The organism is Spirochaetae bacterium HGW-Spirochaetae-1, assembly GCA_002839375.1.
Lineage (GTDB): Bacteria > Spirochaetota > UBA4802 > UBA4802 > UBA5550 > PGXY01.
Genome location: PGXY01000004.1, coordinates 193,902 through 220,178 on the forward strand (window position 1 = coordinate 193,902; position 26,277 = coordinate 220,178).

Sequence of the window (26,277 nt, forward strand, 5' to 3'; positions counted from 1 at the left end):
AAAAAAGAAAATTTGCCGGACTTTTGCGCACTAACCCCACTGATGAATATTATTACATCTGCAAATTCGCATAACAAACTGTTTTTCATGAAAAGCGAAATCCTTATCAGGGAGGTTTCTTTATCGGTATAAAATAGCCTTTTTGTATTACATGGGTTTTAATCAGCGAGTCAATAGAATTCGGTGCCTGTAAAGAATACGCTACATCGGCCAGCATAACAGTTCCGCATTGAGGGCAGAGTTCCGGGTCTTTCTCAAAACAATGCTGAACCGCGTCACGCCATGTTTTCTTTTCTATGTAATCCAGCTTTTCTCTTATACCGCTGGCGTATATGCCATAATATCGAATAGTTTTCTCATTCCGGTCCGGCAGAAAAAAAAGCATGAGGGCCATGAACTCGTAAATGTCCATGGTTTTTACCGCGTATGATTTCTCTCCGCTCTGCCGATTCACCCAGCTCTTATACCGAAAGGTCACGGTTTTTCGCTCGTTATCAACTTTAACGATCTGGCTGTTGTTCATATACCCTGTGGCAATATATTCCGTTGCTCTGAAAAGGATTTCGTTATTGTTCCCCCTGACCGGTTTGAAATAGACATGGAAGCCATTAACATACTGTGCAATATAAAAGTCATGTTCATCCTTCGTAATTATCCGGGTCCTGACAAGATGGCGTAAAAAATGCTGCATCCATATAAAGCGTGCCTTTTTGTAGGGGATAAAAATATTCTCGAGTATTTCACCCGTTTCAGTATTGACGAGTTCTGAGGTACCGATGAGATGAACATGCGGGTTATAGTTCAATCCGTTTCCACAGGAATGGACCGTGGCTATAACGCCTGGTTTATGTTCCTTTCCCTTAAGCCCGGCTGCCGTCATGAGGATGTCGCGATAGCATTGTGAAGCCTCTTTTATCATATCCGCCGTATTATAACCCTTTTCAAACAATACCTGACTCAAGGCGCCCGGCACCGTGAAGGTCACATGAAAGTGATTCAGATTCGTGTTGAGTATGCAGGAAAGATTGAGGGACCAGCCGAAAAGTTTCTTTCTGTAGCATGAGACACAAAGACGAGACTTGCAGGTGAATGGCACCACGAGAACCGTGCCGCATCCGCTACAGGCATGGCGGACAAAGCCATTCCGGAACCTGCCGCATTTGATGAGCTTATGTGCTTCCTCCTTCTTTTCTTTTGTAAGCGGACCATACCGGTCCCTGAAGCGTTCGTCATATATTTCCTGGAACCCCTGCCAGTGGCGTATCCACAGGAATTTATAGGCGCTCCACCGCTCAAGGCCCGGTTGATAAGCGGGTTTGTCTCCATGCTCTGAACAGATGTACACACAGAGTATACGAAGGAACAGAAGTTATAGGTGAATAAAAACAGCAACAGATACCGGGTAGTATTCTTACAGCGGCTGCATAGCCAAAAGGCCCCAATCTACTTCTGTCCACAAAAAAACCGGCCTGAAATTTCTCTCAGCCCGGTTCTCTTTTTCATTTTTAAAAATAATTTCTCAGTCATTCTTCCCGAAAAACTTCGAGAACAGGCCTTCCTTCTGCTTTTTCAAAACTTTCTTTTTAGCTTTTTTCACGGCAGCCTTCTTTGGTTTTGCCGTTGCTTTCTTAACCGGTGTTTTTTTCGCTGCGGTTTTCTTTTTTACCGTCTTTTTGGCTGCTGCCTTCTTTTTCACGCTTTTCTTCGCAACGGCTTTTTTCTTGACCACCTTCTTCTTTACCGCTTTTTTTGCTGCGGTTTTCTTTTTTACGGCCTTCTTAACCGCGGTCTTTTTTGTCGCCGTCTTCTTTTTGACTGCTTTCTTTTTAACCGCTTTTTTCTTTACCACTTTTTTCTTCGCTGTTACGGTTTTCTTTGCGGCTTTCTTTTTTGCCTCCCGTTTTTTGGCCTCGAGCTTCTCCATCTCGGCAGGGGAAACCTTGAAGAATGAGTTATGATAATTTCTGTTTTTGAAGGACTGCAGGGCCCGTGTAACGAGCCCGTCGATATCGATCTGCTCATAGGTTGATTCGATGTAATCAAAGGAGAGGTGCGCCAGGCCGCAGCGAAGGTAACTGGTCAGCTTCTCCTGCGTTGCCCCCTTTTTATACAGGAGCATGAGCCAGTTGCGCAGGGCCTGCTCTCCTTTTATAAAGGTCTCCTCGGTGAGAATCTTTCCCGATTTCCGCACATGCCTGTTCATCATATCATGAACTTTTTTATAGTCCTTTTCCAGCGTTGGATCTATAATGCCGTTTTCAATTAATTTCTGATCGAGCCTCACCACGCTTCTGACTTCCGCCATGCCGTATACCTCGTGTTGGATTTTAATGTGTATATCTATGATACTATTACACGCCCGACCCCTGCTGTCAATTAAAATCATCACCGGGAGAAATCCCCTGCCGAACCGCCATATTCCGACAGGCAATAATTTATTTCTTGATCATATATCCTTCCTGTAGCAATAGTATCCAACATCATATCAAATCGCATACAGGCGGACCCCCATGGACAGAAAAACCGAATTGCTGAAAAGAATTCCTCTTTTCGGGAACCTGAATGAGCAGGAACTGCTTATAATAACCGAATATACGCAGCAGTCCGATTACACGGAGGGCTCGATCCTTTTTAAAAACGGCGACAGAAGCACGTCGTGCTATATCGTGGACAAAGGTGAAATCCGCATCGTCCAGGACGCCTATCTTGACCGCGATAACACACTGGCCTTCTTCATTGAAGGCGAAATCTTCGGTGAATTCGATCTCTTTGAGAACGATCCCCGGACAGCCACGGCCATAGCGCATTGCGACAGCTCCCTGCTGATCTTCCCCGGCGAAGGCCAGGAACTGGAAGTACTGTATAACAAGCATCCCGATATATTCGTAAAAATGTATCATACCCTCATCACACTCAACGCCGGCAGGATACGCCGAACCAACAAGGTCATCACGGAAAAAAGCTCCTGGATCAACGATCTCAAGGAGCAGATGTACAAGGACAAGCTGACCAATTTTTACAACCAGACCTATCTTGACGATGAGGTCCCCGGTCTTTTAAAGCAGTTCGATAAAACCGGGCTGCTCGTGGTAAAACCCGATGATTTTAAAAGTGTCAACGATACCTTCGGACACGAGGCCGGAGACCGGGCCCTGAAAGCCATTTCTTCCACGGTTATTTCCGCCCTGGGTGACAATGAAATCCCCATCCGGTTCAGGGGCAATGAATTCATCGTGGCATACTTCGGCAGGAGCGCCGATGAAGCCATTGAGTCGGCGCAGGAATTATTCCGTAAGCTGAGTGACCTGGATATCGGGGATCTTATAGCCGACAGGACCCTGAAGCTCACCTATAGCATGGGACTGGCCGAATACCCGGCCCAGGGCGAGACCATAGAAACCGTTATCCAGTTGGCATACGCCAAAATGTTTGAACAGCGCGACAGCGGCGGCAGCGGAATCAGAACGGCCGAGACCCTCATAGATAATCTCATCCCTTTTCTCCAGACCGTCACAGTCTTCTCTCCGCTGTATATCTCGGAACTGAAAATCATATCGGGCTTCCTGAAACCCCATACGTATAAACAGGACAGCATCATCTGCAGCGAGGGTGATGAAGGCAATGAACTCTTCATCATCGAATCGGGGGGTGCCACAGCTTCCATACGTGTCGATGATGAAGAGGAAAAAATTATATCCGAGTTTTCTCCTGGTGATTTTTTCGGCGAGATGGCCATCTTCGAAAATGCCCTCCGCTCCGCCACCATAACCGCCCGCGAAGACAGCGTGATCCTGGCCCTGGACAAGAACGACTTTTTCTCCCTCATGGATAAATGGCCCCTGGTGGCCATTAAGATAATGCGGGGAATGCTCGATATCACCTCGGGACGCCTGAGCAGCACGGGCCGTTTTATCTCCGAGATGGTGAAGTGGGGTGATAATGCCAGCCGCCGGGCCATCACCGATGAACTTTCCGGTTTATACAACCGGCGTTATCTCGACAGCTCCCTGACAGAACAATTCGGAAAGGCGCAGAGAAACGGGAGCACCCTGTCCATCATCATGGCCGACCTTGATCTGTTCCGCGAGGTTAACGAGTCCTACAGCCACGAAACCGGCGACCGGTACATCGTGGAAGTAGCATCGATATTCAAAAAATGCCTGAGAAGCACGGATATAATAGCACGTTACGGCGGCGATGAATTCACCATTGTGCTTCCCGACACGGACATCGCATCGGCCCGGCAGCTGGCGGAAAATATCCGTGCCGACGTCGCAAAACTGGATTTCCTGAAGGAGCTTCCCGGGCCCGATCTGCACCTCTCCACGAGCCTGGGACTGGCTGCCTTTCCCGATCATTGCAGCAGTATTGAAGACCTCAAAAAACGCGCCGATGAGGCCCTCTACAAGGCCAAAGAAACGGGACGGAACAAGGTGGTATTCTGCGGCGACTGACCAGCGGCCTCAGTGCAGGATCATGGCATCGACTTCAACATCAACGCGAAGCAATTCCTCCTGCCTGCCCTCGAGGACCATGCTGTAAATGGAAATCAGGCGATGACAGGACCGCTCAATGCTGTACTGCCCCGCCTTTTCCCGATATTGGCGTCCCGCTTTTTCCAACTCGTACCGGTTCTCCACGAGATTATCGATTTTTGCAGCCAGGTCACGGGGATCGTCACTGCGGAAAAGAAAGCGCTCATCAAGGGCAAACTGTTTCGCCGCACTGGTCCGTGAATCGGAGATGAGCGCCGGGAGGCCGCATGCCATGGCTTCCAGAACCGTCATCGACTCCAGCTCCACCTCCGAGGCATGGACATAGAGATCGGCCATATTGTAATTTTCAAGAAGTTCATCATCATCCACATAACCGATATCGGCCGGGACCGGCAAATCTGCGGCTCGGGTCTTTATCTCATCTTCCAACGGACCCCTCCCGGCAATTATGAGCTTTATCCGGCCACCGTACCGCGATTGTTTTATGGCATCGATTATGATGTCATGACGCTTGTCCCTGGCAAGACGCCCCACGGTATAGATAATAAAATACTTATCATAGTCTTTCTTTCGTACCGCATCCACAGGCCTGAAGCGCGGGAGAATGCCGTTGGAAACGACAAAGCCGGGCACTTGCAGACCATGTTTTTGAAGTTCACTACGAGCGAAGCGGCTTGGACATATAACAGCTGCCGAGCGGTTGTATAGTATCCTGTTGAAAAACCTGTAGAGCATCCCGGTCAATGCATCATTTCGGATACCGATATTATATAGAATATTCTCGGGCTGCACATGGAAGGAGGATATGACCGGTTTACCCAGTTTCCGTGCCAGGCGCACGGTGCCATACCCCAGCAGAAAAGGAAACTGCACGTGTATGATATCAGCCTCTTCAAATATTTTTTTTAAAATGTCTCTTTTCGGGATGGCGAAAATAAATCCATTCTTCTTCATTATTCTTTTAACGGCCGGAATGGGAAAATAATAGCCCGGCACCACTGCTTTACCCGCTGCAGGAGCACCGGTGGATAATACTGTGACATCGTATCCCTGCTCCCGTAGCACCCGGACGAAACGCTCCGTGGAAACCATACCGCCTCCCCAGGCCCCGTCAAATACATCGGTCACCATAACAATCTTCAGGCTGTGAGAATCAGTCTTTTTCATACAGATACCCCGCACCGGTTACTGCTCCCCGAAAGCAAACAAGGGAAGATTGATTAACTGCTTAATTAAAGATGAAGATACGGCACGTCAATCGGAATTTGTAATAAAGTTCAGCCCCGGTGTGCTGTAAATTCTGCAGATTTATTTATTTTTCAGGATAAGAATGCCGTAGGATGTTTTCAGAAGAGCGCCGGATTCAGCGAGCCTGCTTATTTCCTCTGCCATGTCGAGATCCGATATCCGGCTCATTGATGACGCCAGGTTTACATAATAGACACTTTTGCCCTTGATGCGGAGCCGGAGAATATTGTCCCTGCTGCCCAGAATCGCCCGTGCACGCGAAATCCGGGACAGGGCCGCATCAATCATCCCCAGGGAGGCTTCAGTGCCGGTCACGGCGCTTACCTTATCAAGACCCAGTCCCGTTACGGTCAGATCAGGGATAACCCGTTTTCCATTGAAGGAGGCATACTGCGCCTGCATATCGATCTCCTGCCGGAGCTGATCAACCTCGCTTTGGATCAGTTCCCGGTCATCACTGTTGAGAATGCCGTTGGAAGCCCGAAGCAGCAGCTCGCGCATTCTGACCAGAACCTGCTGATCGTGTCCCATGGCGCTTTCGGCATAATTCACGTAATTCCTCATATCCTCATCATTGACGATCCTCTGCCGCACCTCACCCAGTATTTTTTCCATATTTTCTGAAACGGCAAATCCTGCGGGATCGTCCGATGGCGTTACAATTCTCAGGCCCGCTGAAAGTTTTTCAATACGCCGGGAAACCCGTTCACCGAGTAACTTCTGCCGGTCCAGTATAAAAACCGATCCGGCCCGGTTGTATACTGCGTAATCGACACCTGAAGGGAGGATGAGTGATGACTGCGGTGATTGAGGCATCACGGGTGAAGTGAGCAAAATACTTATCGCCAGTATAAACAGAATATTTAAAAATCCGCTGCGCCCCATAACATGCTCCTCCGGTCCATAAACTATAAGACACGGCCGACGGCTACGGGGTTACAGAATCACACCGGTACCTGTCAGTGAGAAAAACCGGAATTTGGGAAAATCATTGACAAATTGTCGAAAATAAATATAGTTTCGGATACCTGATTAACATACATTGAATTTGAGCCAGGATGAGGAATAACCCGATGAAAAAAATACTGCTTCCCCTTATAAGCATACTACTGCCGGCATTTTTTGCCGGGTGCCAGCTCGATGTTCCCATCAAAGCGATGGTCAGTGCCCGCTCCGCCATCACGAGGGGCTATGAAGTGAAAGCCGATACCTATGCTCCGGAAGAGCTTAAAAGTGCCGAGGATAAGCTCTACGAAAGCCATTCGCAGCTTAAAAAAGGAGACATCGACAAGGCAAAATCTCTGGCTGTCGACTCCAAGACTGATGCCGATGCCGCAATTGAAAAATCCCTGCCTCTCCTGGCCCGGGACACCCTGGCCCTGGCAAAACAGGCGTATGATCAGGCCGAAAAACTCTATGCCGAAAAATATGCGCCCGAAGACTTCAGCCGCACCGCCGCTCTTATCACCGAGTCTGAAAATCTCATGACGCAAAACATGCACTGGGATTCCTATCTTAAATCAAAGGAAGCCCTGTCTGCCGCAAATGCCGCCATGACTGCGTCGGAATCCCAGATAGACGCTCTTCGCAGTGAGCTGGATACCATCAAAACCTCTCTGGTGGAAATCAAAACAAAAGACCTGAACAAGGATGCCCAGGATGCCGTAACTGATATAGAATCCTTCATATCCGTCGCTGAAAATGATCTCAATGAAAAAGATCTTAAGCGGGCTACGGCACATATTTCCGAGGCTTCATCCAAACTTGACACACTGAAAAATTCCATGGCTGCGGGCGATATTAAGGCCAGGATAGGGGAACTGCGCGACGAAACCGACGCGCTCAAAAACGAACGGGGCAGCGACTTTGCCTTAAAGGAAATTGACGGTGTCACCGCGCTGCTTAACGAAGCAGAAACCAGTCTGGAGCAGAAAAACCTCGATGATTCCCGTCAGAAAATCAGCGATGCCGAGGCCATGCTGAAAACAGCCAGGGAAAACACCGATCGCGGCATTGCTACTGAGAAGCTTGAAGCGGTAAGCAGGCTCAGGGATGATTTAGCAGCCAGGGACAAAAACAAAAAATTTACCGATGAAATAACCGGTTCCGGCAATCTTATTACACAAAGCAGGGAACTGCTGGATCAAGGCGCAAATAATGATTCCCTTCAGAAATCCATCGAAGCTGAAGCACTTCTTAACACGGTGAGTGTTTCTCTGGAGAAGGAATACGGCATAGTCCGTCAGCCCGATCAGGGTACCGATACTGCCGTTATCGCCCAACCGGGAGAAACACAGATATATGTTGTTCAATACTATAAAAAAGACAAGGATTGCCTGTGGCGTATAGCACAGAAGGTTTACAAGGACGCCCGCCAGTGGCCCAGAATTTATGTAGCTAACAAAGACCAGATCAAGGACCCGGACCTCATCTTCCCGGGACAGAAATTCGTCATTCCTCCACTTGCCGTCCCGGAAAAGAAAATGGAATTAAAAGAAGATACGGGTAAAGAACCCGCGAAAGACCTGACCCCGGAAAACACTATTGATGATGACAAGGCAAAAGAAGGGGATACAGAGAAAGATATGATTAAAGAGAATGAAGATACGAAGGAAGCTCAATAGTGGCAGATAAAAACCTTAACCTTTTCTTCCTATTGTTTATCCCGTGAATAAATACACGCTCATCATAGGATTGGTATGTTTTTTCTTCCCGCATCATGCCCTGAGCCGGGACATTGATCTTGACGCCATTTACATTAAAAAGAACTCCCCGTATCACTCGAAGCTCATGGCATCGAAACTCGATGCCTATGCAGTTGCTGCATCACGCTTCATAGTACGTGATGTCATTTTTGCCGACTGGATAAACGGTCATGAGATCATCTATATACGTGAACTCCCCGAAACGAATATAATCAGTTCTTATCATCTCGATCGCCAGGGCCACAGGGAAATCGCCCGAATTTCCGGTACAGTCACGGCGTCTGTCCTGAGCCTTGACGGACGATATCTGTACCTTAAAATGCTCACAATTGGAAAACATCCAGTCCCTGTAAACAGCAGGATAGTCCTCAATATCGTCAGCCGAAATATGAAAAGTGAAAAGGCTCCTTTCCCTTTCCTGGATTTCACCCTTTCTCCCACGGGCGGCATTCTTGTTGAATCAGACCGCGGCATAATAGAATACTTCCCTGATTCGGAAAGTTCTAAAATCATCCTGCAAAAAAAAGAATACACATCGCTGTTCGATGGAAACAATCCGATTATGCTGCACCAGGCTTCCAACAAAAAAAACAGCCTCATCATAAGCGGCAGCGGCGGCCAGTATTCAGCCTATTTACTCACCGGTAAAAATAAAAGTAAAATCGATGATATGACCTCGGCTACGGAGCTTTTCTGGATAAGCAACCATGAACTCCTGTACCGCTCCGGTTATACCGGCGAATACTCCATCACCCTGTATAATATTTTAAAGGGGAAAAAAGAAAGGATCATCTCCGGTTCCCTGAATACCAACCTCCACGCTCCCCGACACGGTGGTCCTGTTTCTCTGCTCCTCAACCAGATTATTACGCTCTATACCCCTATGGACCGGTCGCTCTTTATGACAGGACTGGAGGGCGAGGACGTGCGATTCTCCCCCGACGGCAGCCATTTTGTTTCCCTGCTCTATAAAAAACTTTTTCTCTCACGGACCGAATCTTCACGGATACGGAACAGGGAATTGATCAGGAACTCAGAAACCCTCATTTCTCTATACCGCGCTATTAATAGCGATACATCCCAATGGGAAAATGAGTATACGGGACAGTATATCGAAAAAAAAATCGGTACCTATACAATGTTTATCAAATCGAAATATTGAAAAGTAAGGCGGGCTTATACAGACATGAAGAATATCAGTAAAAAAAAGATCCTTTCTTATATCATTGAATTGGTTGTCTTCATGATAGTTGCTGCGGGCATCATGCACTGGCAATCGAGAAACATGCTCTCAACGGATTCCCCGGCTCCCCCTTTCACATTGACCACTCTGGAGGGCGAATCCCTTACACTGGAAAGCCTGAAAGGCAAAAAAACCGTCCTCTACTTCTTTGCCCCCTGGTGCACCGTATGTCGATTCTCATCGAAAAATATTGCATCGATACGAAAGGCCACGGATCCCCGTAAAATAAACGTAGTGGCCGTGGCCCTGTCATATGACAGTGCCGATGAGATCAGAAAGTTCAGTCGCGACCATGATCTGACTGTTCCCATTCTTCTGGGCACGGAAGATACGGGAAGAGACTACCACGTCAATGCCTTTCCCTCCATATACATCCTCGACAGGGAAGGCCGTATCCGTTCACACTTGGTCGGCTATAGCACCGAAGCCGGTATCAGGCTGAGACTTTTTTTCCTTTAGAATATTCCTGCTAAACAAAAAACTGAAACAACTATTCAATGGGAGATACTCTTTATTCATGAAACGAAATATTTTCACCATAACCCTTCTGTCACTCATAATCCTGTGGGGCCTTTCATGCGGGCCCACCGTCTCCTATTCGGTACGCGATACCTATACGGAGGAAGGTGGTGTTGCCCGCTTCGGCCATATCCGGCTTAACGGAATCAGCATCCCTCCCGTTTTTACCCTGGTCATAGCTGCAAACGGCACAACATTCCGGTTTTTTCAGCTCAGCGGCCCTGTCGGACCTGCGGGATATCATCCTGTCCAACCCGTGCGTGTAGCGTCAGCGGCGGGTCGAATAACCCGTGAAGACCTGGTCAGGGGATGGTACGAGGGCCGGTCCCGCCTCGGGGAAACGCCGGATAACTGGATATTTGTCGCATGGCCCGGTGGAAGCGCCTTTGTATCGCCCCGTGAACTTCAGCGTCTCGTAAAAGAGATGGGACTTACGCCTATCCCCATCACAAAAAAACAGGAGGTGCTGATCTGATGATGCAGCGCTTCATTCAGAAAGCCAAAGTATTTCTGAAAAATTATTTCAACCGGTTAAACACCGGCATCCGCCGCCCGGTCTACGTGGAAAACCCCGATGAAATCACTTTACCCGATTCCCGGCCTTCACCGGTATGGCCGAACATTGTCCTTTTCCTCCTGACCGTAATCAGTACGACCTACGCGGGCGCCTATAAGGGAAATGATTTTCTGTCCTTCTTTATGAGCGGATTTTCCTATTCCATCACACTCATGGCCATTCTCCTGTGCCATGAATTCGGCCATTATTTTGCAGCCCGGGCCTTCGGTATCCGGGCCACCCTCCCCTACTTTATTCCCCTGCCCTTCCCTCCCGTGGGAACCATGGGCGCCGTGATAAAAACCCGATCACCCATTCCGCACCGGCGAGCCCTTTTTTATGTGGGAGCCATGGGCCCCCTGCCGGGATTTATCGTCAGCCTGGCCGCATCAATTGCGGGAATATATCTCTCGGAAATCAAGCCCCTTCCCCCTACAGGTGGTGAGATTCCCGTGATAATCTTCGGAGATTCTCTTCTCTATGGCTTTATCGTTCGCTTTTTCCACGGCACTATTCCCGCCGGCCATGATATTTTTCTTTCTCCCTATGCATGGGCAGGATGGATCGGTTTTCTCATCACTGGGCTCAATCTCATGCCACTGGGCCAGCTCGATGGCGGGCATATCCTTTACGCGCTCATCGGTCCCAAACAGCGCTATTTCGGATGGTTTGCCCTTGCCATGCTCATCGTTCTTTCCTTCTTTTTCCCGGGCTGGCTTTTCTGGATAGCCGCAACGCTTCTTTTCCTCATGGTGGCCCATCCACCCGTAGAAAACGGCCCTGCACTCTCCACAGGAGAAAAGGCCCTGGGATGGTTCTGCATGCTGATCTTCATCCTGACTTTCATACCGGTCCCGGTCAGCTTGTTATAACGACATTAAAGAACCCGGATTGAATTCCGGGTTCTTTGTATACAAAGCAATTACTCTATTTATCATTTTAACTCTTTTTTTAGTATCTCCGCCAGCGCTGTTCCATAGCGCTGCGCATACTTCTCAAAGGCATAAATCGTGGCATCACTCATGAGCTTCGCGAAATAATGCCCATGCTGCGATTCATAAAAGGATATATATTCACGAAGCTCATCGTCCGAAGCCGTGTTATACATGTAGAGGAAGGTTACCATAATCTGTCCCTTCACCTGTGCATCGAGCCTGTCATTGATCTGTTTCAGCTGTGCTTCCAGCTCCTCGACCGACTTCTTCTGACCCTCTATCTGCACTGCATTAAAGCCCTGGAGAAAACTTTTAAAGAAAACCGACAATACCTGTTTGCTGAGCTGCGATGCCTCCAGAACCGCGTCCAGTTTCTGTACCAGCACCATTCTCTCATCGGAGGGGGGTTCCGATTGCAGTTTCATGGCATAGATGCTCATTTTCCGGTACTCCTCCGGTGTGGTCATTTTCACTTCCAGGTCCACCATTTTCTTTGCCAGGGGAGAGTTATACCAGTCCAACACCGGTCTCAGTCCCGATACCGAGGCATTCTTTTCCAGGTAATCGGTCATATCGGCATGGAATGCATTATTGCCAAAGGCCCTCATCATGGACTGTTCTATCAGGCTGTAAACCCTGTATTCCATATAATTTTTCTGAGCCTCAAGCTGTGCCTTGAAAAGCGAGGGATACTGAGACACCTGGGTTTTAGAGCCTGAAACAGTGAGAAGTCGATCAACAGCATCACGAAGGTCTTCACCTGAGTAGGCAAAAGATGACAGAAACAAGATAAACAGCACAATGACTGATTTTTTGGCCATGATAACATCCATCCTTTACATTAATATGAGTGCATTAAATGAATGCTTCATATACGTGTTTCATAACACCGTCAAGATATTTATCCCCCAGGGTAGCAGCGCCACGGTCATATTTCCAGTTGACATTCACTACAACTGCATCGCAGTATGACCTGGAGACGTTGCATGGAGGTTAATTGTGAATTTTGCAGCAGTACTACTCATTGCTTTTCTCATAACAGTCACCATGAAAACCTACCGCCGAATATATTCCCTGTCCATGGCCGTTGCCCTTCTCTTCGGACTGACAACGGCCGCTCTCCTGTACGGACTGAATAAATTCCAGGCTGATCCGTCATGGTCAATCATCGGGCAGGGCATTACAAAAAATGTGTATCTGCACTTCATGGCCCTGTGGTATGCCTTTGACATCATCTGTTCCGCCATCATAATCAGAAGGTACATCAAATACCTGAAACTGAACAATCTTCCTCCCTTTTCCCGTCAGGCATAGCATCGTTCCCGCTCCAGGTCTTCCTGCGTCGGCCTTTTCCTGGGGTATTTCAGATAGGGGATAATAGCTTCATTTTTAAAGCTGCCCGTGCCGTCATATTCAATGGTAACGACGGGAATGCCCGTTATCTCCTCGATATGCTGTGCCATGGCCTGTGTAACCAGTGAAGGACAGCAGAAGGACGGATTCATCTGTACAAAGAGAGCTATATCATCATGCCGGGAAACCAGTGAAAGAATCTTCAGGGCATTTTCCATGGACTCACCGCTCTGTTCTATGTGGAGATTGAATCTCTCCAGCGCTTCCCCGGTGAGTGCAGCAGTATGCTCTTCCTCTTCCTGCAATATCCGATTGAAGGAATTCTGATATCGTCGTTCAAAAACCGCAATGGCCTCTTTCAGAACTCGTGACGTCATGGCCTCGACATAATTGCCTTCCCGAAACCATTTCCTGATATAGGGATCGGCAATGATCTTGAGCATTTCGCTGTATGGCGTCGGAATTACCTCACCGCCATTGGCCTCAATAGTCTTTACCAGGTTCTGATTCATAATATCATTGTCCCGTACGTAGAGATCACCGAATATGGCCACCTTAGGCCGTTCAGTCCTCACCAGTTCCACGCCTTCAAAGAGCGTCACTACTTCTTCTATCGCCTGCTCCCGGTTATGATCCTGCCTGAAGGCCTCCCTGATGATTTCCATGGACTGTTCAATAACCCTGTCCGTTGATCCCGGCACCACCTCGTAGGGCCTCACCCGGCATCCCATTTTCCTGATCATGCCGCTGAACATAAAGGCGAGATACATGTTGATGCCGGCCTTGATGGACACATCGGTAAAGGTAATCCTGCCCGTGTATACTTCCACGTTTTCCATGCCGTTCCCCATGTCTTCGAATAGGCTCTTTGTGTAATAAGGAAACATGCCCAGATTGCACGATATGCGGGAATTGATATTCCAGACCACGGTTCGGGCCGGGTCCAGATTATTCTTTCGGATATATTCGGCAAAATTCTGCACCATAATATTAAGAGGGATACACTGTCCCGTGTTGTGACTGAGGCTCCGCTGAATTGACTCATTGCTCTCATCGACAACCCTGGCATCAACACCCTCATGCTGAAGCACCGCCGCCATAAGCTCTCCCAGGAGGTTGTCCCATCGCGGCAGCAGGAGTGTTTTACCCTTCAGTATTCGTACGTCATTGCATACTACGGGGTTTATCTGTTCATACCGGGCAGATTTTCGTTGTGCGTGGCTTTCAAAGTGATTTCTGAAAGAACGGATACCTGCCTCTATTCTCGTCTCATATCCCACGCTGGAATCGTGTTCATCAAGCTGCAGGATAAGGTATGGTTTCTCGTGGGCATCCATTATCTTTTTAAAATATTCCACGGTATACGCATCGGGTGTGCATTTGAATGATGTAACAAGAACGGGATAGAGACCGCTGCTATTGGCGATTTTCTCCGCCGACTCCAGTATCTGCGATGCATAGTGCCAGTGAAAAGCCTTGAGAATGGGACCTATGGGTTTTCGGGATACGGTCGATTCGGGCAGCATATCCTGGAAAAAGGCCCTGACTCCCAGCTTCCCGAAAATCTCCGGGATTCCCTTGTTCATGGCCGGGGAGAGGACAGTATACGGCCTTCCCAGAAGAACGACATCAACATCATCGCCCCTCATGTTTTGCTGAAATATCTGCCGCAGCATCTTCTCTGTCCGGGAATGTTTTTTAAGAGCCGCTTCATAGGCTGAGGATACCTGGGGATATGAAATCCTTCCCTGCGTTATCCTTCGCAGCATCTTAAACAGCTGTACCTTCATCATCATACTGTTCCCCAGGGAACGCACAACCGGAGAAAGAATTATGTCTTTGTTCCTGAACTCAGCCGTGCATGAGATAATAGAAGGTACATACTGCGTATAATAGCAATAGTTTCGCCGTAATTCCCTGTCCTTCTTTTTCTCCATATATACGGGCAAAAATATATAATCGGCCTTCGTACTGAGCCAGGAAACATGCCCGTGCAGCTCCGACATGGGTGCACAGAATTCCGCGCCGGTAATTTTTTTCCCTTCCTGCACACCGTTACGAAATCCCTCGCTTGTCACTGTCTTCACTCCCAAACGATGAAAGAAATCCTTCCAGAGCTGCACATCCTCAAAAAGATACAGCGCCGCCGGGATTCCTACAGTGATATCAAACATATGTTCCACAGGTGACTCTGTTTTTAGAACTTTTTTCCGGTCCCTGATGAGATCAAAACCCGAAGTGTTCCGATTTACAAATTTTTTTGTCTCGTAATCCCTTCCGCACAAAAAGCCGAAAGCCACCGTATCGTCCCCCACTTCGGCAATCTTGATTTTACAATGATTGCCGCAGAGTTCACATACCTCGCTCCGTACCGGTACTTTTTGCCGGTACAGTGATATCCCCCGGAAATCCGTTCCCGATATTCCCTTGTCCTGTACACAGAGAGCCACTCCCAGGGCCCCGGTAAGATGACAATAACGCGATACCATTATGGGCTTTCCCAGGCGCTGCTCGAATGCCGCTACCAGGGCCCTGTTCTTTGCCGTGGCCCCCTGGAAGAATATTTTATCACCGATATTCTTTTCGATTGCCACCTTGGTAAGATAATTCTCCCGCACGGAATGAAGGACCGAGGCCAGCACCTCGCCGATGCCGAATCCCTCGCTGAGATAATAATTGATATCCCTTTCCATGAATACGGTGCAGCGGTCGCTGGCCAGGGGCGCCCTGGCCTTTTCCGCCCTTCCCGAATATTCCTCCAGGGGACACCCAAGTTTACGGGCCTGCTCCTCGATAAAGCTGCCCGTGCCTGCCGCGCACACATTGTTCATGATTGAAAAGGTCACCATGCCGTTTTTCATAGTTGTAAACTTTGCGTCCTGGCCGCCGATTTCTATTATTGTGTCGACTCCGGGATCAAGGGAATAGGCAGCCCTGGCATGGGCCGTAATCTCATCGATCACCTCATCGGCTCCAATAATGCTTCCTACAAATTTTCTTCCGGAACCCGTCGTCCCCACACCCAGGAATTCGAAGGAAACACCGTACTCATCATGTATATGATCTATGGCCTCAAATATGGTTTGCACCGCCTCGATGGGTCGCCCCGCTGTTCTGGTATACAATCCGGCCACTACTTTTCCGGAACATTCCATCACCACGGCCTTGGTACTGGTGGAACCTATATCTATACCAAGGTAAACAGGCATGTGCCGTTCCCTTATCTCTTCGTATATATCCACCTCAACGGGAGTGGCCATGGAAAAGAGCGATGAAACATAGGTGAAACTGTAAAGGCCGGTAAATTCAGGATATGTCGACAGGGACAGAGCCAGGGGTTCATAGTGATAGGCCCTTACAGATTTTTCCTCCCTGAATAAACTTTCAGCTGTTGAAAAATGGCATGCATTTGTATTCCTTTTCTTATTCTTATCTATTTTTTCTGACTCATCTATAAACTCCAGGGCTGTACCAATGGCGCCGTAAAGATGGGACATAGAATCAACAGTGATCTCCATCCCCGTGAGTTCCGACAGATGCTTCACCACGGCGCTGTTCAGGGAAACCCCGCCTGTCATGATCAGGGGAGAGCATGGTTTCTCATTACTGAACAGTGTTTCCACCACGTTCTTTGCCAGGCCGTAACAGAGTCCATCACAGATTTCCTCCAGGCTGTAGCCCTCCTGCTGGGCATGAATCAGGTCCGTCTTGGCGAACACGGAACACCGTGAAGCAATTCGTGGGATGGTTCCCCTGTTATCAGCGGCAATAGCACTGAAGGCACCGATATCGGAAAGATTGAGCCTGCGGGCCTGCTGATCAAGAAAACTGCCCGTCCCTGCCGCGCATGAAGAATTGGATTTATAGTTGAGATAATTTCCCTCATCATCAAAAAGCAGGAGACCAAATTTTTCACCGCCGATAATAAGCATGGACCCTACCCTTTCATGGAGATGTCTTGCCGCTGTTATAACTGCCACCCTGTTGTCATACCGGGCGCCGGCGCTTAAGATATCCGGCGTCGAAGACGTAATGGCCACACCGGTTATTCCAGGCAGGCCGAATTCTTCGAGGCCTTTTAAAATCGTTTCTTTAATGTGCCCTTCATGAAAAGCATAGAATGATTTAATAATTTTCTTCTCTTCTGTCATGACCACCATGGCTACGGCAATGGAGCCCGTATCGATACCCAATACATACGTGTTTTGATTCATTTTGTTACTCCCCGGTTTTTCCTGTTCCCAACGATACAATACTCCTTCCACTCATTACAAAAGGTGTATGACCTATTATTACCTGATAAAATAGTTATTCCGATGCAGGTTTGATAGAAGCAGTAATCGCAGGATAATGAGGAGAACATACATGATTTGTCCGGCTAAATCGACCGGAATTAAAATTCCGGAATTTATTTAATGATTTTTTCCACGGTAAGACCCTGGAGGTTTTTCCGGTACCGGGCGGGAGACATGCCGGTCTGTTTCTTGAATGCTTCATAGAAGGATGATTTTGAATTGAATCCCACGGCAAAGGCTATTGAAAGAAGTGACCGGTCCTGTTCGGACTGCATCATGGAAAGAGCCTCGCCTATCCGGTACTGATTAATAAAAACATTAAAATTGACATTGAGCTTATTATTTAAAAATATGGAAAGATGATGGGGCTGCATATCCAGCAATCCTGAAAGCCTCTTCAGTGACAGGTCCTCATCGCAATATAACTTTTCCAGTTCCATGAGGGACAGAAGCCTCGCTTTCACATCCTCCTCATCGATCCCCTTCAGATCATGAACCTTACCCGGCTTTTTCCTGCTTTTCATGTCCAGGGGAAAGAAGAGTTCAGGATGGACCTGCCCCATGATAAACCATGCGATGACAAAGAAACTTGTCAGCACCAGGGCCATGAGGGAAAACAGGGCAGCATTATAAATCATCGATATGATAAGCAGAACTGTAATTACAAGGAGTGTGACTGTCACGGTGATTGCCAGCAGGGCAATGGGGCTCCTTTTATGATTCCGGATGACTGTCAGTATCTCCATTTGTGAAAGAATTGCTACGATGTAACCCAATATAACAGCCATTCCCAGTGAATGGGCCGATGAAACCATTGAATGATCCATGATGAAGACATATACTCCATGAAACGGCGTCGCCAGAACCGATTCCCGGAAAGTATGCAAAAGGACAAAGACCAGGGCAAAAACAAAGGGAACAAAATGTATTGCACTCTGTACGGAAAAGTGATAATCTTTCCTGAATGTTAACTGATAAAAGAGATAGATCGACGGACCAAGAATAAATTTGGCAAGGAGAAGCGCCATCTGACCCGCACTTCGGTAATCCGTCACTGCCCCGATAACGGCGTACTGCTGAAGCTGAATGACCGTCAGGCTGCAGAATATGCAGAAGAGCAATATATTCTTCACGGTCCTGCGAGACTGCAGCAATTGCACAATAGCCAATAAAAAGCTCAAACCGGCGCCGAAAAGAATGAGCGAATATGTAGTATCGGGAAAAAGCATAGTTATAATTCCTTAATAATAGCAGCAACTAATCTAACATTATTGAATGATTTTCAAGTATTTAATTTTCCGAATAAATACAGACAGTAAATATTACCGTACAGAAGGAAAACTGCTATAAATAAAAATAGTTAATTCCTCTATTTTTGACATAAATGGTCCGATATTTTAACCGGATACTACAACCCGGACTGAACAATATCAGGGAAAACATGAGAAAAAGAAATACATATACCATGATCCTCTCATCAGCTGCGGTAATTTTTATTTCATTCTGCATCGTTACCGTTTCTGCATTTGCCGGTCCCTTTATTAAAATCGACAGCATCGATGCCCAAGCTGAATTTCCCCGCATCGCCGTTACCATTTCTATCCATAATGTGAATAAATCTTTCATCCCCGGGCTTGACGAAAGCAACATCCTGGTCTATGAAGACGGCTATCGCGTCAACTATGTAAAGGTAAAAGATCTCTCCGATTCAGAAGACCTGTTATACCTGGTCTTTTCCATAGATTCCAGCAAAAGCATCAGCCAGGAATTTCTTAAAAGCATCTGTAAATCAGCACAGGATATTGTCAACAGCACGGCACCCAAAGATAAAATAGCCGTATATCGTTTCAACGATGATGTTATTCTTATGAACAATTTCTCAGAAAACCGTTTAAACATCATCGATAACATTAATAGCATCGAAAGGCATGGAACCAAAACCCTGCTCTACAACGCCATATATGACTCCCTCCAGATTCTTGGAGACGTTAACACAAAACGCAAAGCCGTAATTGTATTTACTGATGGTAAGGATGAAGGCAGCAGCGTTACGGATAATGATGTAATCACCTTTGCCAGGGACAGCGTAATACCCGTCTATTTTATAAGCCTGGAATCATCACCGTCCATCCAGACCCTGGGCCGCATCGCCAAACTTTCGGGAGGCCGGCTCATTTACAGCAAAAAGCATGATGATGTGGTCAGGATGTATCAATCCATTTTATCCATGATCAAAAACAGATATGTCATCCAGTACCAGACTATATCCCGCGCCGACGGCGCCCGGCATCAGCTGGAAGTACGGCTGAATTATGGGAACATCCGGGACCGCGACATACAGTCATTCATGGTACAGCACGATATACTCTTTCTTAATATATTCAGGGACCAGAATACCATCCTGCTCCTGATGATAGTTATTCTTCTGGTTGTAATAATTATTACACTGACCTGGTTTTTTACCCATGGGACTAAACGGCTGAAAGATGGATCTGCTGCATCAACCGGTTTCTTTAAAAGAGCTGGTTCCGAAAACCAGGAAAACCTTGTTCGCCTGGAAGAGGATGAACGCCTTCGGGAGGACGAGGCTATAACATCCCATGATCCTTCATTCACCTACTCCGATGCCTGGCTTATGCAAAAGGTAGGACCCGATACAGGAAAAAAATTTCCCCTTTATTGGGATGAGACTACCCTGGGCAGCGACAAAGACAATGCCATTGCATTCAATGATCCGGCGGCCTCGCCGCATCATGCTAAAATTAAATGCATAAGGGATGCCTATTATCTTTTTGATATGATATCGGATGGCGGTACCTATCTTAACGGCAACAAGCTGCTCAGGCCCAAAATCCTCTATGACTGGGATGAAATCCGCGTTGGCAAAACGCATTTTATATTCCGCGGCTCAAAAATCACCCGCGAGACCCTTTGACAAACCTGCTTGACAAAAAAATACCTCCAATAAAATTGTTGACGATTCGTCATTTTTCGGATATTTAATTAAGTACTATAGTTTCGTATTCCTTAATCACCTTGGGGGAAAACCTGCTTCTTTGAGGTTCCCATAAACAAGGCAATAATTCAAAAAAACATGCCATGAAACAGTATGGTACGACATTCCAAATTAAACCATAGCTATGAATAAAATAACTGCCATACAGGAAGAGCCGGCGAGACTGCTTATCGTCGACGATGAACCGCTCATAAGAAAAATCCTCATTAAATATCTGAGTGATAAAAATTACATAATCGATACGGCTGAAGATGGAAGCCTTGCCCTGGAAAAATTGCAGCACAGCCCTTTTGACCTGGTCCTCACGGACCTTCGCATGCCGAAAATGGGCGGCCGGGAATTACTAAAATTAATGTCCGAGCGCTTCCCTGATATTCCAAAAATCGTTCTCACGGGCTATGGCACCAATGAGGATATCATCATAGCCCTCAAAAATGGCGCCTATGATTTTTTAACCAAACCCATCACCGATTTTACCATCCTGGATCACTCTATTCAGCGTGCCATTGAAAGGAAACGCCTCAATGACAAGAATAAAAAATATGTAGAACAGTTGACACAGATCAATGAAATAATCTCTATGCTGAACAGCGGGAAAAGCACCGAGGATGTTTTCTACACGCTGTATATAATCCTGAAACGAATAATCCCCTTTAACCGTCTTGCCCTGACTATCCTGGATTTTGAAAACAATATCACCTTGAAGCTGGTGGAATCGGACAGAAAAATCCTTCTTAACAAAGGAGATACCTTTAACATTACCGATACATCCCTTGAGATTGCTTCGGAAAAGAAAATAGCCCTGAATATAACGGACCTGGCCGAGTATTTTCATGAAAATCCCCTTTCTACTACAACGCAATTACTTATCGATGAAGGAATGGCATCCTATCTTGCCCTGCCCCTGATAGTAAATAACATCACCCGGGGATTTCTCCTCTTTGCTTCCGATAAAAAAGCCGCTTTTACCAGGGAACATATTACTTTTCTCGAATCCATAAGCGGTCAGATCGCCCTCAGTATCCAGCGCGGTGAACTTCTTTTTGAAATTGAACAGCATACAAAAAACCTGGAACACCTCGTTGAACTGAGATCCCGGCAGATCATTAAAACACAGAAAACCACAATTTTTGCCTTGAGCAAACTGGCTGAAGCCAGGGATATGGAAACCGGCGATCATCTGGATCGCATTAGAAGCTACAGTGTATTCCTTGCCCAGCTTCATAAGTATATTGGCAATAACAAAGAAATAACCAGCCGTTACCTTCAGGACCTGTATGATTCCTCTATTCTTCACGACATCGGAAAGGTAGGTATTCCCGATATCATCCTGCTCAAGGAAAGTTTTTTAAATAACGCCGAATTTGAGATAATGAAAAGCCACACCACCATTGGATATGAGGCTCTTCGTTCGGCAACCCTTGAACTTGGCTCCGATTCCTTCCTCAACATGGCCATGAATATCACCCGGTATCATCATGAGCGTTGGGATGGCAGAGGATATCCGGAAGGCCTTATCGGAGAAGCAATCCCCCTTTCAGCACGCATAGTAGCCATCACCGACGTCTATGACGCCCTGACGTCACGACGTCCCTATAAAGATGCCTATTCCCATGAAAAGGCCATCATGATCATGAAAGAAGAATCATCACGTTTTGATCCCCAACTTTTTACTGTTTTTATGGATAATAACCATGAATTCAACAACATCCGCTTACGGATATCCACAGAGGAAATGATAGGTATTTAGATATGCACGGACAAAATGTAAGCTTCCGTTTCGGCGGTCCCATCACTCCCATGGTCAAAAAACTCATGATCATCAATGGGGCTATCTTTCTGCTGCAACAATTTGTGAATCTTTTTTCGCCGGGAGCCATGGAGTCTCTTTTCGGATTGAATCATATTGGTCTCATTCATGAATTCAGGATATGGCAGCTCTTTACTTATATGTTTCTTCACGGTGGCTGGCTGCATATCATATTCAACCTGCTTGCCCTGTGGATGTTTGCCGGTGAGCTGGAAAACCTCTGGGGAAGCAAATTGTTCCTCCGGTATTATCTCTATGGCGGGATTGGTGCCGGATTATTTATATCCATAATGAACTATATTATTTTCAATAAATATATGGCAAATCCCACCACCATCGGCGCCTCGGGAGCCCTGTATGCCATATTACTTGCCTATGGAATGATCTGGCCCAATCGCGAGGTTCTTCTCTATTTTCTCTTTCCCATCAAAATGAAATACCTTGTCCTCATTTTCGGACTCATGGAGTTCTTCGGCACCCTCTCTTCCATTGGGGGCCAGGGAGGCAATATAAGCCATATAGGACACCTGGGAGGCCTTATTTCGGGATATCTCTTTATCATGTATAAAAGGCGCGGAAAAATCGTCAGGCCCGTATCACCGACATCAAAAAAGGAGAATCTGCTGGGCAGATTGATGAAAAAAATCCGTCTGACCAAGAAGCGAAAAGAAATAGATACACGTATCAAGGCAAAGAAAATTATCGATGATCTTCTGGAAAAAATTGCCCGCAGTGGAATGAGTTCCCTTTCTCCTGAAGAAAAAAGACAGTTGGAATGGGCACGCCGGCACTACTATCCCGAAAGGAACGATACGGTGCATTGACCGGTTTACAGCGGATAGGGACTTATCTTACGAAGTGAGTCCTTCCGCAGAGGCCTTCATAATATTTTTTCCCGATAGAAACCTCATCGATCTGAAGAATCATTCTTCCCCTCAGCAGTCTCTTATTTACTTTTCGAACCTCTTCACCATCGCGGATAATGACTTTTAAATGCGATCGCATGCTTTTTTTTAAACTGTCACCCAGATTACATAGATTGAGAAAAATACCCCGATAGAAGATGATAACAGCCTCATCGGAAGGAACATGCTCCAGGCATTTCCTTACTTTATCAAAATCAATGACCGTATAATCTTCAAGCTCAATATTTTCATTGAGCATCATGGCCCTGTCGAAAAGATTTTCCTCGCCGGTATTAAAATATTGTTCTATAAGAAGTTTGCTCAGGATGGTTTTCGTGGCGTGAATGGAACTGCGGAGATTCGATTCATATTGATCTCTGTCTATCCGGCCCTTTTCAAGCAGATCATTGGTACTTTGTACATATGCCCTGAAGGTATTCCATATTTCGGATATTTCAGCGGCATACAGTTTTATTAGTTCATCCAGCTCCCTTTGTGAAATCTTTTGAAAAGGTTTGAATTCCTCTTTTCCGTTGTCACTCATGACAATCACCTCCCGGGACATATTGTCCATTTCAGTGACTGTTTTTAATATACTTAAATATATTCCCGTTGAGGCAAATTTTAGTATTTTTATGATATATTTTTTATATATTATTTTGTATCACTTTTCAGCCGTTCACGCCTTGAGAGTATGGTGACAGGGTCTATCTCTCCCACATTATTAAAAATGTAATCGGGCTGATAGGGAAACCGATTCACCATCTTTCTCGATGTCACTCCCGACAGCACCAGGCAGCAGGTCATGCCCGCTTCAAGGCCGCCCACAATATCAGTGTCCATGCGGTCTCCTATCATAAAACTGCATGCCGTATGAACATCAAGCTTCCTGCGGGCCCAGTACATCATGGCCGGATTCGGCTTGCCCAGGAAATACGGTGCTATGCCCGTAACCTTCGCAATAGGGGCCACAAGAGCGCCGCAGGCCGGGACCGGTCCGCGATGTGAAGGACCCGTAAGATCGGGATTAGTGGCGATAAACCGCGCCCCTTCATTGATGAGGTGAGTCGCTTCAATTATACTGCGATAATCATATTCCTCGGTTTCTCCGACTATTACATAATCGGGTTTGCTTTTCGTAATAACCGCTCCTATTTTTTCCAGTTCCACGAGCAGGCCCTTTCCTCCAATGACGAAGGCCGAGCAGCCTCCCGGTTTCTGATATTTCAGAAAACTGGCCGTTGCCATGGCCGAAGTGTAAAAGTTTTCCACATCCACATCAATGCCCAGTTCATTAAGGCGGTCCCGTAATTCTTCCGGTGTATGATAGGAATTGTTGGTCAGAAAAAGAAACTTACTCTTATTTCTTTTCAGCTTTCGGACGAATTCCTCTGCTCCCTCTATGAGCGTCTTTCCTTTATTTATGACACCATCCATATCAATTATAAAGGCCTTATCACAGGGTTTCAAATCTTTAGCCATACTTCTCTTCTCCATTCATTATCCATTTTACCCATGCCTCGCAGAAATATGCCTGGACTCACTTATATGTAGGGTATTAAGTATAATACTATGTCAATATACAAATAATTTATTGTGTAAGTTGATTGACATCAATATTTTTTTCTGTATCGATGCTAATCCAGATGATAATGTTTTGATAATCCTGTCATTCATTCTTGAGAGCAGGATTGACCACGGAGAAGATGATGAAACGAATTTCAGCTGCCTTACTTTTATTGCTTCTTTTTTCCGCATGCAGCGCTACCTTTGGCAAATATGTTGGAGAATACAAGGGCAACAGAAGACACGGCACAGGAACCTATACCTATTCCAACGGTGATATTTACGAGGGACAATGGCGCGACGATAAGCGCAGTGGCAGGGGGAAATGCTATTATGCAGACTTATCAACCTATGAAGGGAAATGGAAAAATGATATGCGTAATGGCTTTGGTACATGCACTTACCCTTCAGGAGAAATATATACAGGCAACTGGGTAAACGACACCCGGGAAGGAAAGGGAACCCTGACCTTCAATATCAAATCACAATGGTCCGACAATAAATATGTCGGTGACTGGAAAGAAGATAAAATGCACGGCCAGGGAACGTACTATTTCTCCGGCGGAAGTTATTATTCCGGTAAATGGGTTGATCATATCCGTTCCGGCCATGGCACCATGACATTTCCCAATGGAGATAAATATGTCGGTGCATGGGAAGATGATCAGATGAACGGAACAGGTACCTGTTACTATCACAATGGCGATGTTTACAAAGGCTCATGGAAAAACGGTCATCGCCACGGCAATGGGGAACTCGTTGCGGGGAATGGATCATACTACAGCGGCAACTGGGAAAAGGACGAAAGAAGCGGTCTGGGCACCCTGATATATCCTGATAAATCAAAATACCGGGGTTACTGGAAGGAAGGCAAACGTCATGGAAATGGAACTCTTTATTCTCCCGGCGGCAGGATTTTAAAAAAAGGACGATGGGATCAAGATTTCTTTACCGGAGAATAGGACCACATCATGAATTACATACCCATACATAAAATCCCGGAGCAGAAACCTGCCTCTATTATCATACGTCATGCCGAAAGATTTTCCATTGATAATATGGTCAATGCCCTGGACATACGCCTCACGGAAAAGGGACACAATGACTCCCGCCTGCTTGGCAAAGAACTATCTAAGCTGGGACCAGCCACCATACATCACAGCCCCGTACCACGCTGTCAGGAAACGGCCCTGGGAATTCAGGACGGCATCCTTGAAGCAGGAGGAACCGTGCAATTCGGTGGATTTCTCATGGAAATGGGCGGACCCTATGTGCTGGGTGACTGGATGGAACTTGTCGAAGAAACCCGCAAACACGGCAGCGATCCCTTTGTACGAAAATGGTTCAACGGTGAACTGATGGAGGGTCTCATGATGCCCGTCAAGGAGGCGGCATTTCTAACGATAAATGTCCTCGTTAAACAGCTCAGGGAAGATAAGGGTTCCTTCATCAATATCAGCCATGACTGGAATATTATGATTCTGCGGGAATTCTTTTTTGACATTAAACACGAAGAAGCGGGGCTTCCTGATTATCTTGACGGTATGGCAGCATATATCGATAATGGACGGCTCCGCCTTCTCTATCACGACAGAGAAAAGGACATCACCCTCCCCCTTTCATAAGCCGG

20 protein-coding genes and 1 pseudogene are annotated in these 26,277 nt (G+C 46.7%); 12 read left to right on the plus strand and 9 right to left on the minus strand.

Features of this window, described 5'->3' with window-relative positions; all coding sequences use genetic code 11:
• Window positions 1–106 precede the first annotated feature (106 nt).
• Both CVV44_08715 and CVV44_08720 read right to left on the minus strand, forming a co-directional pair.
• The gene (locus CVV44_08715; protein ID PKL38941.1) at window positions 107–1,345 is read right to left on the minus strand and encodes an IS91 family transposase; all 1,239 of its coding nucleotides are present in this window, start codon (window positions 1,343–1,345) and stop codon (window positions 107–109) included.
• A gap of 297 nt (window positions 1,346–1,642) precedes the next feature.
• Window positions 1,643–2,305, minus strand: a pseudogene (locus CVV44_08720) (hypothetical protein).
• Between the two features lie 205 nt (window positions 2,306–2,510).
• Here CVV44_08720 and CVV44_08725 point away from each other — a divergent pair.
• A complete protein-coding gene (locus CVV44_08725) occupies window positions 2,511–4,454 on the plus strand; it encodes a hypothetical protein (protein ID PKL38942.1) in 1,944 nt (647 codons plus the stop codon).
• Between the two features lie 9 nt (window positions 4,455–4,463).
• Here CVV44_08725 and CVV44_08730 read toward each other — a convergent pair whose 3' ends face one another.
• Window positions 4,464–5,663: a hypothetical protein gene (locus CVV44_08730; protein PKL38943.1), complete on the minus strand. Its 1,200-nt coding sequence runs from the start codon at window positions 5,661–5,663 to the stop codon at window positions 4,464–4,466.
• 141 nt (window positions 5,664–5,804) lie between these two features.
• Window positions 5,805–6,629 carry a hypothetical protein gene (locus CVV44_08735; GenBank protein ID PKL38944.1) on the minus strand — a complete coding sequence of 275 codons (825 nt, stop codon included), beginning with the start codon at window positions 6,627–6,629 and terminating at the stop codon, window positions 5,805–5,807.
• A gap of 173 nt (window positions 6,630–6,802) precedes the next feature.
• On the opposite strand from CVV44_08735, the gene CVV44_08740 reads away from it, so the two are divergent.
• The 5 genes from CVV44_08740 to CVV44_08760 are packed head-to-tail and all read left to right on the plus strand — an operon-like array spanning window position 6,803 to window position 11,639.
• Window positions 6,803–8,368 (plus strand): hypothetical protein, encoded by a 1,566-nt coding sequence (locus CVV44_08740; GenBank protein ID PKL38945.1) that lies wholly within the window; start codon window positions 6,803–6,805, stop codon window positions 8,366–8,368.
• A gap of 43 nt (window positions 8,369–8,411) precedes the next feature.
• Window positions 8,412–9,611: a hypothetical protein gene (locus CVV44_08745; protein ID PKL38946.1), complete on the plus strand. Its 1,200-nt coding sequence runs from the start codon at window positions 8,412–8,414 to the stop codon at window positions 9,609–9,611.
• A 24-nt stretch (window positions 9,612–9,635) separates the two neighbouring features.
• Window positions 9,636–10,151, plus strand: a complete 516-nt coding sequence (locus tag CVV44_08750; GenBank protein PKL38947.1) for a TlpA family protein disulfide reductase — start codon at window positions 9,636–9,638, stop codon at window positions 10,149–10,151.
• Between the two features lie 58 nt (window positions 10,152–10,209).
• Complete coding sequence (locus CVV44_08755) at window positions 10,210–10,686, plus strand: hypothetical protein (protein ID PKL38948.1); 477 nt, start codon at window positions 10,210–10,212, stop codon at window positions 10,684–10,686.
• On the plus strand, window positions 10,686–11,639 hold the full coding sequence (locus tag CVV44_08760) for a site-2 protease family protein (GenBank protein ID PKL38949.1): 954 nt from the start codon (window positions 10,686–10,688) through the stop codon (window positions 11,637–11,639). Before CVV44_08755 ends, CVV44_08760 begins: the two co-directional genes overlap by 1 nt.
• A 62-nt stretch (window positions 11,640–11,701) precedes the next feature.
• On the opposite strand, the gene CVV44_08765 is transcribed toward CVV44_08760, so the two are convergent.
• A complete protein-coding gene (locus CVV44_08765; GenBank protein ID PKL38950.1) occupies window positions 11,702–12,535 on the minus strand; it encodes a hypothetical protein in 834 nt (277 codons plus the stop codon).
• A gap of 166 nt (window positions 12,536–12,701) precedes the next feature.
• On the opposite strand from CVV44_08765, the gene CVV44_08770 reads away from it, so the two are divergent.
• Window positions 12,702–13,016, plus strand: a complete 315-nt coding sequence (locus CVV44_08770; GenBank protein ID PKL38951.1) for a hypothetical protein — start codon at window positions 12,702–12,704, stop codon at window positions 13,014–13,016.
• Here CVV44_08770 and CVV44_08775 read toward each other — a convergent pair.
• Both CVV44_08775 and CVV44_08780 read right to left on the minus strand, forming a co-directional pair.
• Window positions 13,007–17,269 (minus strand): CoA activase, encoded by a 4,263-nt coding sequence (locus CVV44_08775; protein PKL38952.1) that lies wholly within the window; start codon window positions 17,267–17,269, stop codon window positions 13,007–13,009. The genes CVV44_08770 and CVV44_08775 overlap by 10 nt on opposite strands.
• Before the next feature lie 194 nt (window positions 17,270–17,463).
• Entirely contained in the window at window positions 17,464–18,579 is a 1,116-nt protein-coding gene (locus tag CVV44_08780) for a hypothetical protein (GenBank protein ID PKL38953.1), read from the minus strand.
• A 155-nt stretch (window positions 18,580–18,734) separates the two neighbouring features.
• On the opposite strand from CVV44_08780, the gene CVV44_08785 reads away from it, so the two are divergent.
• The 3 genes from CVV44_08785 to CVV44_08795 all read left to right on the plus strand — a co-directional run bounded on the left by CVV44_08785 (window position 18,735) and on the right by CVV44_08795 (window position 23,000).
• Complete coding sequence (locus CVV44_08785; GenBank protein PKL38954.1) at window positions 18,735–20,285, plus strand: hypothetical protein; 1,551 nt, start codon at window positions 18,735–18,737, stop codon at window positions 20,283–20,285.
• Between the two features lie 205 nt (window positions 20,286–20,490).
• A complete protein-coding gene (locus CVV44_08790; GenBank protein ID PKL38955.1) occupies window positions 20,491–22,116 on the plus strand; it encodes a hypothetical protein in 1,626 nt (541 codons plus the stop codon).
• A 2-nt stretch (window positions 22,117–22,118) separates the two neighbouring features.
• Window positions 22,119–23,000 carry a DUF1751 domain-containing protein gene (locus CVV44_08795; protein PKL38956.1) on the plus strand — a complete coding sequence of 294 codons (882 nt, stop codon included), beginning with the start codon at window positions 22,119–22,121 and terminating at the stop codon, window positions 22,998–23,000.
• A gap of 22 nt (window positions 23,001–23,022) precedes the next feature.
• Here CVV44_08795 and CVV44_08800 read toward each other — a convergent pair whose 3' ends face one another.
• Entirely contained in the window at window positions 23,023–23,655 is a 633-nt protein-coding gene (locus CVV44_08800; protein PKL38957.1) for a hypothetical protein, read from the minus strand.
• A gap of 80 nt (window positions 23,656–23,735) precedes the next feature.
• Window positions 23,736–24,563, minus strand: a complete 828-nt coding sequence (locus CVV44_08805; protein ID PKL38958.1) for a TIGR01457 family HAD-type hydrolase — start codon at window positions 24,561–24,563, stop codon at window positions 23,736–23,738.
• Between the two features lie 224 nt (window positions 24,564–24,787).
• Between CVV44_08805 and CVV44_08810 the strand changes: the two genes are divergently transcribed.
• Together CVV44_08810 and CVV44_08815 are read left to right on the plus strand one after the other, a co-directional pair.
• Window positions 24,788–25,609, plus strand: a complete 822-nt coding sequence (locus CVV44_08810) for a hypothetical protein (GenBank protein ID PKL38959.1) — start codon at window positions 24,788–24,790, stop codon at window positions 25,607–25,609.
• A gap of 9 nt (window positions 25,610–25,618) precedes the next feature.
• Complete coding sequence (locus CVV44_08815; GenBank protein PKL38960.1) at window positions 25,619–26,272, plus strand: hypothetical protein; 654 nt, start codon at window positions 25,619–25,621, stop codon at window positions 26,270–26,272.
• Window positions 26,273–26,277 lie beyond the last annotated feature (5 nt).